The 13280-nt window shown below is 72.8% G+C and carries 13 protein-coding genes; 10 read left to right on the forward strand and 3 right to left on the reverse strand.

Annotated features, from left to right (window positions below; translation table 11 throughout):
- Window positions 1–35 precede the first annotated feature (35 nt).
- Window positions 36–1205: a thiolase family protein gene (locus ASD33_RS07450; protein ID WP_056555350.1), complete on the reverse strand. Its 1170-nt coding sequence runs from the start codon at window positions 1203–1205 to the stop codon at window positions 36–38.
- Window positions 1206–1362: 157 nt separating this feature from the next.
- Here ASD33_RS07450 and ASD33_RS07455 point away from each other — a divergent pair, with 157 nt between their 5' ends.
- The 3 genes from ASD33_RS07455 (at window position 1363) to ASD33_RS35415 (ending at window position 3002) form a co-directional block, all read left to right on the forward strand.
- Window positions 1363–1833 (forward strand): helix-turn-helix domain-containing protein, encoded by a 471-nt coding sequence (locus tag ASD33_RS07455; protein WP_056555353.1) that lies wholly within the window; start codon window positions 1363–1365, stop codon window positions 1831–1833.
- 81 nt (window positions 1834–1914) lie between these two features.
- Window positions 1915–2787 (forward strand): undecaprenyl-diphosphate phosphatase, encoded by an 873-nt coding sequence (locus ASD33_RS07460; RefSeq protein ID WP_056555357.1) that lies wholly within the window; start codon window positions 1915–1917, stop codon window positions 2785–2787.
- A 50-nt stretch (window positions 2788–2837) separates the two neighbouring features.
- Entirely contained in the window at window positions 2838–3002 is a 165-nt protein-coding gene (locus ASD33_RS35415; RefSeq protein WP_157870004.1) for a hypothetical protein, read from the forward strand.
- A gap of 22 nt (window positions 3003–3024) precedes the next feature.
- Here the strand turns inward: ASD33_RS35415 and ASD33_RS07465 are convergent, their stop codons facing one another.
- Complete coding sequence (locus tag ASD33_RS07465) at window positions 3025–3321, reverse strand: hypothetical protein (protein ID WP_056555608.1); 297 nt, start codon at window positions 3319–3321, stop codon at window positions 3025–3027.
- Window positions 3322–3331: 10 nt separating this feature from the next.
- Entirely contained in the window at window positions 3332–5038 is a 1707-nt protein-coding gene (locus ASD33_RS07470; protein WP_056555360.1) for an ATP-binding cassette domain-containing protein, read from the reverse strand.
- 209 nt (window positions 5039–5247) lie between these two features.
- Here ASD33_RS07470 and ASD33_RS35710 point away from each other — a divergent pair, with 209 nt between their 5' ends.
- The 7 genes from ASD33_RS35710 (at window position 5248) to ASD33_RS07505 (ending at window position 13275) form a co-directional block, all read left to right on the forward strand.
- Window positions 5248–5397, forward strand: coding sequence for a hypothetical protein (locus ASD33_RS35710; protein WP_199863470.1), 150 nt, complete (start codon window positions 5248–5250; stop codon window positions 5395–5397).
- 43 nt (window positions 5398–5440) lie between these two features.
- Window positions 5441–6940, forward strand: coding sequence for an ABC transporter substrate-binding protein (locus tag ASD33_RS07475; RefSeq protein ID WP_199863471.1), 1500 nt, complete (start codon window positions 5441–5443; stop codon window positions 6938–6940).
- 13 nt (window positions 6941–6953) lie between these two features.
- A complete protein-coding gene (locus tag ASD33_RS07480; protein WP_056555366.1) occupies window positions 6954–7847 on the forward strand; it encodes a 2OG-Fe(II) oxygenase family protein in 894 nt (297 codons plus the stop codon).
- 1 nt (window position 7848) lies between these two features.
- Window positions 7849–9933, forward strand: a complete 2085-nt coding sequence (locus ASD33_RS07485) for a radical SAM protein (protein ID WP_056555369.1) — start codon at window positions 7849–7851, stop codon at window positions 9931–9933.
- A gap of 53 nt (window positions 9934–9986) precedes the next feature.
- Window positions 9987–10745 (forward strand): 2OG-Fe(II) oxygenase, encoded by a 759-nt coding sequence (locus ASD33_RS07490; RefSeq protein WP_056555372.1) that lies wholly within the window; start codon window positions 9987–9989, stop codon window positions 10743–10745.
- A gap of 293 nt (window positions 10746–11038) precedes the next feature.
- Complete coding sequence (locus ASD33_RS35420) at window positions 11039–11773, forward strand: ThiF family adenylyltransferase (RefSeq protein WP_277922080.1); 735 nt, start codon at window positions 11039–11041, stop codon at window positions 11771–11773.
- Complete coding sequence (locus ASD33_RS07505) at window positions 11755–13275, forward strand: MFS transporter (RefSeq protein WP_157870005.1); 1521 nt, start codon at window positions 11755–11757, stop codon at window positions 13273–13275. Before ASD33_RS35420 ends, ASD33_RS07505 begins: the two co-directional genes overlap by 19 nt.
- The last annotated feature ends 5 nt before the right edge of the window (window positions 13276–13280 follow it).

The raw sequence follows: 13280 nt of genomic DNA on the forward strand, positions 1-13280 counted from the left end.
GCACGCCGCCGGGCGGGCCCCACGGAAGGACCCCGTCAGAGCGCCTCGACGATCATCGCGTTGGCCAGGCCTCCCGCCTCGCACATCGCCTGGAGCCCGTAGCGCGCGCCCCGGGCCCGCAGCGCGTGCACCAGGGTCGTGGTGAGGCGGGTGCCGCTGGCGCCCAGCGGGTGGCCGAGGGCGATGGCGCCTCCGTGGACGTTGACCTTGGCGGGGTCGGCGCCGGTCTCCTGCTGCCAGGCGAGGACGACGCTCGCGAAGGCCTCGTTGATCTCGAAGAGGTCGATGTCGGAGAGGGAGAGGCCGGAGCGGCGCAGGACCTTCTCGGTGGCGGGGATGACGCCGGTGAGCATGAGCAGCGGGTCGGAGCCCGTGACGGCGAAGCTGTGCAGCCGGGCGAGCGGGCGCAGCCCGAGGCTCCGGGCGGTGTCGGCGGCCATGACGAGCACGGCGGAGGCGCCGTCGTTGACGGGGCTGCTGTTGCCGGCGGTGACGGACCAGTCGATCTGCGGGAAGCGCTCGGCGAATCCGGGGTCCTCGAAGGACGGCCGGAGCCCGGCGAGGATCTCGGGGGTGGTGGCGGGACGCACGGACTCGTCACGGCGGACGGTGCCGTACGGGGCGACCTCGGCGTCGAAGAGTCCGGCGGCCCAGGCGCGGGCCGCCTTGGTGTGCGACGCGGTGGCGAACGCGTCCATGGCCTCGCGGTCGATCGACCACTTGGCCGCGATGAGTTCGGCGCTGACGCCCTGCGGGACGAGGCCCTCGGGGTAGCGCTCGGCGACGCCGGGGCCGAAGGGATCGGCGCCGGGCGGCACGTTCGACCACATGGGGACGCGGCTCATGGACTCGACTCCGCAGGCGACGGCGATGTCGTACGCCCCGGACAGGACGCCCTGGGCGGCGAAGTGGACGGCCTGCTGGGAGGAACCGCACTGCCGGTCGACGGTGGTGGCGGGCACCGACTCGGGGAACCCGGCGCCGAGCCAGGCGTAGCGGGTGGTGTTCATGGCCTGCTCGCCGACCTGGTCGACGGTGCCGCCGATGACGTCGTCGACGAGGGCGGGGTCGATGCCGCTGCGTTCGATCAGGGCGCGCAGGGTGTGGGAGAGGAGGGCGACGGGGTGGACGTGGGAGAGGGTTCCGCCCTCCTTGCCCTTGCCTATGGGGGTCCGGACGGCTTCGACGATGACGGCGTCGCGCATGACTGGCTCCTGAGTTGGAGAAGTGGACCAACACTCGTCGGTAACATAACCCAGTGAGTTGGTTTTTCAAACCCACCTCGGAACCTACTCCCCCGCCACCCTCCCAGTGGATTGGTTTTTCAAACCGACCTGGCCGCCGCTGCCCTACGCTGGACCCATGAAGGCCGCCCCCCGCCCCTGCTCGATCGCGGACACCCTCGCGCTCGTCGGTGAGAAGTACTCCCTGCTGGTGCTCCGCGAGGTCTCCCTCGGTGTGCGCCGCTTCGACCGAATCGCACGCAACACCGGCGCCCCCCGCGACATCCTCACCGCCCGCCTCAAGCGGCTCGTCGAGGCCGGGGTCCTGGAGAAGGTGCCGTACAGCGAACGCCCGCAGCGCTTCGAGTACCGGGCCACGCCCGCCGGCGAGGAACTCCAGCCGGTGCTCGTGACCCTGATGGCCTGGGGCGACCGCCACCTCAACGCGGACGCCCGGCCGGTCGTCCTGGAGCACCGGTGCGGCGAGGTCCTCAGCCCCCGGGTCGTGTGCGCCCACTGCGGCGGAGAGGCCGACACGGAGTCCCTCAGCCACCACGTCCGGAGCCCCGGCTGGACCACGGCCGGTCCGACGGCCCCTCAGGAGGCCTGAGCACGGGCCCGTCATCTGGGGACGGTACGCTGCGCACGACCTTCTGACCGCACACGTACATAACGGGACGGCCCTAGCCCCATGAGTTGGTTCGAATCGTTCATCCTCGGACTCGTCCAGGGGCTGACGGAGTTCCTTCCCATCTCCTCCAGCGCGCACCTCCGCCTCACGGCGGCGTTCGCCGGCTGGGAAGACCCGGGTGCGGCGTTCACCGCGATCACCCAGATCGGGACGGAGGCCGCGGTACTGATCTACTTCCGCAAGGACATCGCCCGGATCGTCACGGCCTGGTTCCGTTCCCTCACCGACAAGTCGATGCGCTCCGACCACGACGCCCAGATGGGCTGGCTGGTGATCGTCGGCTCGATCCCGATCGGTGTCCTCGGCGTCACGTTCAAGGACCAGATCGAGGGCCCCTTCCGGGACCTGCGGCTCATCGCCACCACGCTCATCGTGATGGGCATCGTCCTCGGCGTCGCGGACCGGCTGGCCGCCAGGGACGAGATCGGCGGCCGCCACCGGGTGGTCCGCGAACGCAAGACGCTCCGTGACCTCGGCGTCAAGGACGGTCTGATCTTCGGCTTCTGCCAGGCGATGGCCCTGGTCCCGGGCGTCTCCCGCTCGGGCGCGACCATCTCCGGCGGCCTGCTCATGGGCTACACCCGTGAGGCGGCCGCGCGGTACTCCTTCCTCCTCGCGGTCCCGGCGGTCCTGGCCTCGGGCGTGTTCGAGCTGAAGGACGCGGGCGAGGGCCACGTCTCCTGGGGCCCGACGATCTTCGCCACCCTCATCGCCTTCGGCGTCGGCTACGCGGTGATCGCCTGGTTCATGAAGTTCATCACCACGAAGTCCTTCATGCCGTTCGTGATCTACCGGATCGTGCTGGGCATCCTGCTGCTGATCCTGGTGGGCACGGACGTCCTGAGCCCCCACGCGGGCGAGTCGGCGGGCTGACGGCGGTACGGACGTACTCCCAGCCCTCGCGGCGCGTCGCCTCGGTAGCGGTGTCGGCCGCCGTGATCGCGCTGCCGACCTCGGGCTCGGTCACCGACAGCGCCACCGGCCGATGGTGCCGCAGCGCCCGCGAGGACGGTGCCGTCGTGGTGACCCGCCCGACCGGTGAGCGGCGTACGCACCCGGTCCGGGACGGCTCCTGGATCTGCCGCTGACCGTCCGCCGGGCGCGGGACCCTCAGGGCGTGGGGCGGCGGCGTGTGCGGAGCAGGTGGATGCCCTTCGCCGCGTAACCGCCCGCCATGAGCGCCAGGCCGGCGAGGGCGAGCCAGGCCCAGACCGGGGTCACCCAGAGGCTCAGCATCAGGCCGACGAACATGAGCAGGCTGCCGACGGTCTCCAGCAGGTCGAACCGTGCCTTGACACGCAGCTCGGGGTCGGTTCCGCGCAGCCGGCGGGTCACCGGGACGAGGCCGATGACCTGAAGGGCCGTCAGGCCGAGGGCGATCCAGACGAACCAGTCGGGTATGTCCACGGCGCGCACCCTACCGCCCCGCCCTCCGCTCCGCCTCGCCCTTTTCGCCCTCCTCCCGGCCGGTTCGGACCGGGATGCCCGGGCCCCAGTACGGGCCGTCGTGTTCGCGGACCTTCCCGTCGTCGTCGAGGACGACGAAGCGGTCGAAGGTGCGGGCGAACCAGCGGTCGTGGGTGACCGCGAGGACCGTGCCCTCGAAGCGTTCGAGAGCGGTCTCCAGCGCCTCGGCGCTGTGCAGGTCCAGGTTGTCCGTGGGCTCGTCCAGCAACAGCAGCGTGGCGCCCTGCAGTTCGAGCAGCAGGATCTGGAAGCGGGCCTGCTGGCCGCCGGAGAGCGACTCGAAGGTCTGGTCCGCCTGGCTCTGGAGTTCGTAGCGCCGCAGCGCGGACACCGCCCCGCCGCGTTCCCGGCCGTCCCGATCACCGTCGCCCCGGCCCAGGATCTCCACCAGCGTGCGCCCGATCAGGTCCGGCCGCTGCTGGGTCTGCGCGAACCAGCCGGGCCTGACCCGACCGCCGAGGCGGGCGGTGCCCGTGTGGGCGACCGGATCGCCGTGCCGGTCGGGCTCGTGGAGCTCCAGGTCGCTGCCGCCGGCCGCGAGCAGCCGCAGCAGATGGGACTTGCCGGTGCCGTTGGCGCCCAGCACCGCGACCCGCTCCCCGAAGAACACCTCCAGGTCGAACGGCCGCGTCAGCCCCTTCAGTTCGAGGCCCTCGCAGCGCACCGCGCGAAGAGCCGTGCGGTCGCCGCGCAGCCTCATCCGGACGTTCTGCTCGACCGGGCGCTCCGGCGGCGGACCGGCCTCCTCGAAGCGGGCCAGCCGGGTCTGCGTCGCCCGGTACTTGCCCGCCACCGACGCCGAGATCTTCGCCTGCTGCTGGAGGGTGCGGACCAGGTCCTTGAGCCGCTGGTGCTCCTCGGACCAGCGGCGGTGCAGCTCGTCGAGGCGTTCCAGCCGCGCCGAGCGGGCCTCGTGGTAGTCGCGGAAACCACCGCCGTGCACCCACACGCCCCCGGCCTCCAGGGTCAGCACCCGGGTGGCGGTCGCGGCGAGCAGCTCGCGGTCGTGGCTGACGTACAGCACCGTCTTCGAGGAGGCCGCCATGGTCTCCTCCAGCTGCCGCTTGCCGGGTACGTCGAGGTAGTTGTCCGGCTCGTCCAGAAGCAGCACCTCGGCGCTGCCCCGGAACAGCGCCTCCAGGGCGAGCCGCTTCTGCTCTCCGCCGGAGAGAGTGCGCAGCTCACGGAACCGGGCCAGGTCGAAGGGCAGCCGCAGCGCGGCCTGGGTGACGAGATCCCATTCGACCTCGGCGTCGTAGCCGCCGGCATCGCCCCACACGGACAGCGCTTCGGCATATCGGATCTGGACGGCCTCGCTGTCCGATTCCATCATGGCGAGTTCCGCTCGTTCCATGTCTGAAAATGCACGCCGCAATTCCGGTCGTGCGAGGGACACCAGGAATTCGTGCACCGTGGTCGAATCCCGTACCGAACCGATGAACTGGGGCATCACTCCCAGCCCGCCGACCACCCGTACGGTTCCGGATTCCGGCTTCAACTCGCCTGTGATCAGGCGCAACAGGGTTGTCTTCCCCAGTCCGTTCGCGCCGATCAGGGCTACCTTGTCACCGTCCCCGACCCTGAAGGACGCATCGTGAAAAAGCATCCGACCGTCGGCCAACCAGTATTCAAGTCCGGAAACCTCCAGAAACCCCATCGATCTCCCGCCCCTCGCCGACCGGTGTGCCGCGTCTGAATCGGTTCAATCTCTCACGGCGGTCTTGAGCGAGAGAAATTGCCGTGACACCGTCACCACCGACCGCCCGTTCGGGGCACCTCCCGTCCGGTCGGCGACCACTGGGTGGTCGGAGGCGGGCAACACACGTGCTCCCGGCCGCCCGTCCACTCGAAGAGAGGGGAAACACCATGGAGTCCAACGCACAGCGTCCGGAGACCCAGGAGACCGCCGAGCTGCAGCAGGCGGACACGGCCGGCACGCCGGAGCTCGAGACCGACGGTCTCGTCTTCAAGCGTGAGCTGCTCAACGAGTTCCTCGGCAACCGCGTCCGCAGCTGATCACCACCGCCGGCAGCCGACCGACAGACCGACGGGGGGAATCGTGACCGCAGTGGGCACCCGGTACGCCCGAGCCGAGGGACGCGACACCGCTCTCGTCGTGGACCTCGACGCCTGGCCGCTCAGCCTGGATCCGTTCCACGTCGTGGATTTCAACCAGGCCCTCGTCCTGGACGCCCTGGTCGACCCGCTCACCCGCGACCTCGCCGAGGGCCCCGGCACGGCGCCGTCCGCGCTCGCCGCGCTCACCCCGCTCGACGGGGATCGGACCTGGCTGCTCCGGCCGGCCCCCGGCCAGTGCTGGGACGACGGCAGCCCGGTGCGGCCCGAGGAGATCGCCGCCGGAGTCCACCGGGCCTGGGGACCCACCGGCCTGCCGCTGCCCGCCGCCCACGATCCCGGGGGCACCGGTTCCCCGGTGACCACCCGGATCGTCCGCGACGAGGCCGACGGCGCCGCGGTCGTCGAAATGCGCTCCCCGCTGCCGCTGCCCCATCTGCCGCAGCTCCTCGCCTTCCCGGGCGCCGCGCCCGTCCGCGAGACGCCCGACGGCGGCTGGACCGCGAGCGGCCCCTTCCGGCCGGTCCTGGCCGACCGCACCCGCGGCCGCATCGAACTGCGCCGCAAGCCGTCCCGCCGCACCGGTCCCGGCACCCCGGAACGGCTCGCCTTCCAGGTGTACGCCGACCGCGCCGAGGCCTTCGCCGCCCTGGCCGACGGCCGGCTCGACCTCTCGGTCAACACCGGCCTCACCCCGTACGAGTTCACGGCGGCGGCCGCCCGTCCGGGCGCGACCGTACGCGCCCTGTCCATGGCCTGCCAGCTCTGGGTGCGCCCCGGCCTCGACAGCCCCCTCGCCACCCCGGCCGGGCGCCGCGCCTTCTCGGCCGGCTTCGACCGGCGGGCGGCGAGCGTCCTCCTCCGGCGGGCGGCCCTCCCGCTCCCGCGCTACACGGACCTGTGGGAGCCGCGCGGGACGAGCCGGGACGGCGAGAGCGGGGCCGCGGTGCCGCCGCCCCCCGGCCGTATCCCCCCGCCGGGACGCCGGGCCGAACTGACCCTGAGCTACGCCGACTTCGCCCCGAACGGGGAGGCCGCGGCGCTCGTCGCGGCGGACCTCCGCGCGCGCTTCGGCCATCCCGTACGGCTGCGCCCGCTGGCGTACGAGGACTTCGCGCGGGCCGCCGCCACGCTCGACTACGAGCTGCTGTACGGCATCAACCCGGCCCCGCTGGCCCATGTGGCGGGCTTCCTCACCGGCTTCCACAGCACCTCGGGGCAGGCCCGCGCGTTCGGGTTCGCCGAGCCGGCCGTGGACGCGGCGCTCGACCGGGCGCTGCGCACGGCCGGAGGGCCGGAGGCGGCGCGGGCCTGGCGGGAGGCGGAGGCGGTGGTGCTCGACCACGCGCCGGTGGTGCCGCTGTTCCAGGTCAACAGCGTCACCCTGACCGGCCCCGGGTGTCCCGCGCCCGTCGTGGCCGCCACCGGCACCGCGCAGCTGGACGACCTGACCCGTACCGCCGTGCCCGACCGCGACCACTGAAGGGCCGTACCGCATGACGCACAGCCCGGCCACCACCGCACCCGGCGCCGACGCCTCCGCCGCACCAGACGCCTCCCCCACCACCGCCGGACCCATCGGGCCCACCGCACCGGCCGCGCCCGACGCACCCCACGCACCCCACGCACCCGACGGCCGCAACGCCCCGGCGGCGGCGGCCGCCCTCGGCCCCTTCCGCCCGGTCGACCGCTCCCCCGCCGAACGGGCCGCGCTCGCCGCGCTGCTGCGCGCCGACCCCGCCCGCCCCGTCCATCTCGACGGCTTCCTGCCGGACGAGCAGGCGCGGGCGCTCGGCGAGACGGTGCGGGCCCTGCCCGTCTGGGAGACCTCGGCCGTCCTGTGGAACCCGGACCGGGCCGCCACCCGGCCGGCGAGCCCGGAGGAGTGGCGGGCCGCGCCTCCCGAGGAACGGGCCGCCGTCCGTGACGTGGCACGGGACATCCCGGCCCTGTTCGACGAGGGCTCGCGCTACGCGGCCGAGCACCGCGCGCGGCTCTCCGACTTCTTCGTCTTCGCCGGAATGGGCACGGTCCTGCGCGATCTGCTCGACCGGTGGACGGACCCCGGCGGGCCGCTCACCACCAACATCGAGTTCGCTCGCTACCGGTCCGGCGACACGCTCGGGGAGCACTCCGACGCCGAGTCGGACACCCTGTTCGTCCTCAACCTGTACCTGGACCCCGCTTATCGGGCGGGCGACGGGGGCGTCCTCGGGTTCCGCGACGAGGAGGGCCGCGAGCATCTGATGCCGCCCCGCTTCAACAGCCTGTCCGTGATGCCGATCCGGCCCGGCTGCGTGCACTGGGTCACCCCCTGGCGCGCCGACCGCGTCGGACGCCACACGGTCAGCATCGCCGCCGTTCCCGCGACTCCCGGTGAGGTGAAGTGACATGACATCCGGCATCGACATCGGCCCCGCCGTGCCCGAGGAGGCCGGGCCCGGCACCGCGGGCCCCAGTGGCGGCGGCTCCGTCGTCCTGGCCTTCCCTCCGCTGGTCGAGTCCAGCTTCGGCCGCTACTTCCCGTCGAGCGCCGTCCTCGCCGGGTTCCTGCAGAGCCGCAAGGTCCGCACCCATCAGTGGGACCTCAACGAGGAGTTCGCCCTCCATCTGCTCGACCCCGGCCATCTGGCCGAGGCGGGGGCGGGCCGGCTCGTCGGTCTCGAAGGCTGCTACCCCGAGGAGATGTGCGCGGTCGCGGGCCGCTGGCTCGGCAGCCACCGCGACGCCCTCTTCGACGAGCTCGGGCGGCACACCTTCGCCGCCGAGACCGGCCCGGCGTTCCTGCTCTCCGCGCTGGCGCAGCCGTATCTGATCGACCCCGAGGCCGAGTGGCTGAGCGACCCGGCGCTGCTGCGCTCGGACCGGACGCTGGTCTTCCGTGCGTACTACGCCTCGCTCGGTCTGGCCGACCGGCTGCCCGCGGACGCCCGGCTCCTCGGCGTGTCCGTCCCCATGGGCCCCCAGCTCGTCCCCGCGCTGCTGCTCGCCGAGGCCGTCAAGCGGATCCGGCCCGACGTGCGGATCGTGCTCGGCGGCCCGACGCTCTCCCTCATGAACGAGGACGACCTCGCCCGCCTCCTGGAGGTCCACCGTCAGGTCGACGCGGTCGTCCGCTTCGACGGCGAGGCCCCGCTGCTCGCCCTGTACCGGCAGGCCGACAGCGGCGACTGGCGGCCGACCGAGGTCGCGGGGGTCTCCGCCCTCACCGCCGAGACCACGGTCACCGCCGACACCGACGGGACCGACAGCACCGACAAGGCCGCCGGGCCCGAGGGAGGCGCCGCGACCGACGGTGCCGTGAGGACCGCCGTCCACACCCCGCCCGCTCCGGGCCTGCACCCCAACGCGCTCCCGCCCGCCGCGTACGACCCCGCCCTGATGGCCCGGCTCGTCGGCCACGAGATGGGCATCGTCCAGGCGCGCGGCTGCTACTGGGGCAAGTGCGACTACTGCGACTTCGTCGAGCTGTACGACGGCTCCCCGCCCTACCGGGGGCGCTCCGTGCAGAGCTTCATGGCCGAGCTGGAGCACCAGGTCAGCACGCACGGGGTGCGCCGCTTCGAGCTGATCACGGAGTCCATCCCGCCCGCGTTCGCCCGACGCTTCTCCCAGGCGGTCCTCGACCGCGGCCTCGACATCACCTGGAACTCCTTCGCCATGGTGGACCGGCGCTTCGACGCCGAGCTCCTCCAGCTGATGGTCCGGGCCGGCTGCGAGTACCTCGTCATCGGCATGGAGACCACGAACACCCGCGTCCTGAAGCTGGTCCACAAGTCCGCGGACCGCGAGGAGAACCTCCGCTTCATCCGCGAGGCCCACCAGGCCGGCATGAAGCTGCGGATCAACCTGATCCCCGATCTGCCCTCCACCACCCTGGAGGAGGCCATGGAGTCGCTGCGGGACGTGGCCGAACTCGCCGACTGCGTCGAGTCCTTCACCGTCTTCCCGTTCGAGGCGACCCGCTCCTCCGAGGTCGGCCGCCGTCCCGAGCGCTTCGGTCTGGTCGTCGGGGACGAGGACTCCGGGCTCGCGAACCAGGCGCAGTACGCGCTCAACCACCTCGGCAACATCGACCCGGCCATGACCCGCGAGGAGCGCACCGGGGTCCACCGCGCCTTCCAGGACTTCGCGATCGGCCACGGCTCCGCCCACATGCGCCGCACCGGGGACGAGTTCCTCGACCGGCTACCCGGCGACGAGGAGACGTTCCGGCTGGGTGTCTCCTCCCTGGACGTCCTGCCCCGCGGCGACGAGCTGGTCGTCACCCACGTCCTGCGCCGTGAGCGCACCGTCCTGCCCGCCGCCGTGGCCAGGGGGCTCGCCCCCTGGCTGGACGGGACGCCGCTGACCCGCCGCGACCTGACGGACGCGTACGGAACGGCCGGCGGCACCGCGGTCCTGCGACAGCTCGTCGAGGCGCGGATGCTGACCGCCGCGGCCGCCACCGGACATCCGGAGCCGGTCCTGACCTGAGCCCGTGCCCCGCCCGGGAACCCGCCCACCCCACCCCGTCCGTGAGGAGAACCATGTCCAGCACCACGACACGGCCGTCGTCGCCGGTTCCGCCGGCCCTCGCCGGCGCCGCACCCTACGTCGCACCGGAGTACCTGACCGCCTCGACGGTCGACCGGCTGCGCGACTGGTACCACGGGGAGGCGGTCCACCCCCTGCACCTGCGGAACTTCCTGCGTCCCGAGTTCGCCGCGGACCTCGCCGCCGCGATGCGCGCCATCCCGACCTGGTCGCGGCACGCCGCCAAGTACGAAGGGCGCCTGGGAAAGACCGAGTTCTGGGACGAGGACGTCGACGAGCAGGACGAGGTGACCATCGCCCAGTTCGTCGTCAAGGACATCCACGCCCTGCTCGACGAGGGCGCCATGGACCCGGCGCACCAGCGCACCCTCCAGGAGTTCTTCGTCTTCTCGGTGCTCTCCGACGCGCTGCGCGACTGGATCGGCTCCGGCACCGGTCTCGTCCTGCGCAAGCGGACCACCATGGAGCTGGCCGCGTACCGCCGTTCCGACGCCCTCGGCGCCCACCAGGACCTGGTGCCGGGGCGGGTCCTCGCCGTCAACTTCTACCTCGACGAGGAATACACCCCCGACTCCGGCGGGCGGCTCGCCTTCCGCCGCGGCGAGGACGAGGAGTTCTTCGTCGAGCCCGTCTTCAACAGCGTCTCCCTGATGCCCATCCGGGAGGACTGCTGGCACCGGGTCGAGCCCTTCACCCGGGACACCGTCGGCCGCTACACCATCGCCATGGGCCAGCACCTGGAGGGGAGCTGAACACCGTACGCCTGCTGCCCGCCGTCGCCGTCCACGAGACCCCGGACGAGACGCTGCTGACCCTCGGCCCCCGGCTGCTCCGCATCGGCGGGGCCCGGCCGGGTCTGGGCGAGGCGCTGCGGCGGCTGCGGGAAGGGACCACGCGGGAGGCGCTCGGCGCGGACTGGCGTCCCGAAGCGGCCTCCGCGCTCCTGTCCGAGCTCCGCGAGCTGGGCTGGGTCACGGGCGAACCGGCCGCGAACGGTACGGAGTTCACCGGCGAGCCGTTCGAGCGGCAGGTCGACTACCTCGGCCTGTTCACTCCGGACACCGGCGCGGCGCAGCACCGGCTGCTCACCGCCCGGATCGGGGTGATCGGCCTGGGCGGCATCGGCGGCATCGTCGCCCAGCACCTGGCGGCGGCCGGCGTGGGGCGGTTCTGGCTCGTCGACGACGACCGGGTGGCCCTGCACAACCTCAACCGGCAGTTCACGTACGCCCGTTCCGACCTGGGGCGACCCAAGACCGTGGCGCTGGCCGCGTACCTGGGCGGGATCCGGGAGGGCGCCGAGATCGTCGGCGTACGGAGGAGGATCGCCGCGGCCGGTGATCTCGCGGCGTCGCTGCCCGGGGACCTGGACCTGGTGGTCGTGGCCGCCGACACCCCGCCCGAGCTGCCCGCCGTGGTCGCGGAGTGGGCGGCCGGCACCGGCACGCCGACCGCGATCGGCGCGGTCGCCGTCGGCGTCGGTCTCTGGGGTCCGGTGGTCGACCCGGCCCGGGGTGGCTGCTGGACCTGTTTCGAACGGGCCCGGCGCGCCGGTCTCAGCGCCCGCGACCGGGAGTTCGAGGACCGGTCCACCGAACCCGCCCCCTTCTCCTTCGGCCCCGCCAATACAGTGGTCGCCGCCATGCTCGCGCATGACATCGTCGAGTTCCTGTGCAGCGGAACATGCCCCACTCTGGGGCGCCGGGCGGCCCTGGACTTCACGCGTCAGCAGATCACCCACAGCGAAGAGAGCACGTGCACGTGTCCGACGACCTCATGACCGATCAGCAGCACCTGCCGGAACCGCGGGCGGGCGAGAAGCCGCCCCCGGGGGACGGGTCCACCGGCGAGAGGGCCACCGGCGAACGGCCCGGGGGGAAGCCGAAGAAGACGCCGTTCCGGGGCACCGGGTTCCTCCGGCTGTGGACCGGCGAGACCCTGTCCCTCGCCGGCACCGAGATCACCTTCATGGCGATCGGCATCACCGCCGCGACCACCCTCGCCGCCACCCCGTGGCAGATGGGCGTCCTTGAGGCCGCGGAATCCGCCGCTGTCCTGCTGCTCGGGCTGTCGGCGGGCGTCTGGGCGGACCGGTACGAGCGGCGCGCGCTGATGCTCGTCGCCAACGTCGCCCGGGGACTGCTGCTCTTCGCGATCCCGCTGCTCTTCTGGTTCGACGCGCTCACCATGCCGGTCCTGTACGGGGTCGTCTTCCTGGTCGGCGCCTTCACGCTGCTCTTCGACAGCGCCATGTCGGCCTATCTGCCCCGGCTGCTGCCGCGAGGGCAGCTGGAGCGCGCCAACTCGTGGATGGAGGCGAGCACCTCCGTCGGCACCGTCGCGGGGCCGGGTCTCGCCGGTCTGCTCATCCAGGTCGTGAGCGCGCCGGTCGCCCTGGTCGTGGACTGCTTCTCGTATCTGATCAGCTGCTTCACGCTGGCCGGCCTGCCCAAGGCGGCGCCGGCGCCCGCCGACCCGCAGGACGGCAAGGGTGAAGGCGACGGAGCGGTGGCAGGCGCGGGGGCGTCGGCCGGGGAGCCGGAGCCGCGGGAATCGCACCGCAAGGCCGTGCTCAAGGGGCTGCTCGTCCTCCGGGACGACCGCATCCAGCGGCCGATGATCCTCGCCGCCACCCACTTCAACATCTTCCACGCGATGTTCTTCGCGGTGCACACCCTCTTCGTGCTCCGCGTCCTCGGCTTCAGCCCGGGTCTGCTCGGCGCCACCAGCATGGCGGGCGGTGTCGCCGGTCTGCTCGGCGCGTCCTCCACCCCCTTCCTCACCCGGCTGTTCGGCCAGGGCCGCGCCCTCGTCCTGGCGTACGCCGCCCCCGGCGTCTCTGCGGTCCTGGTCCCGCTCGCCGAGCAGTGGGACAACCGCGCGCTCTCCATCGTCCTGGTGTCGGCCTCCACCTTCACCTGGACCTTCGCGGTCGTGGTCAACCTGGTCATCAGCGAGACGGTGAAGCAGAGCCTGGTCCCCGACCACCTGCTCGGCCGGGTCACCGCCACCACCCGCTTCGTCAGCTGGGGCTGCCAGCCGGTGGGCGCGCTGCTCGGCGGCTGGCTCGGCGGACGGTTCGGCCTCGCCGAGGTCATGTACGTGTCGGCGGCCGGCCTCCTCACCTCGGCGCTCTGGCCCCTGCTCAGCCCGGTCCGCGCCCTCCGGGGCACCGAGGGCGGGGAGAGCGAAGCGGACGACGCGCCGGCCGGAACGACGGCCGCGTCCGCCGGCACCGACGACGACCCCCGCCCGAAGACCGCGCCTCCCACCGAGCCGTAGGAGCA

Source organism: Streptomyces sp. Root1304 (assembly GCF_001426405.1).
Taxonomy (GTDB): domain Bacteria; phylum Actinomycetota; class Actinomycetes; order Streptomycetales; family Streptomycetaceae; genus Streptomyces.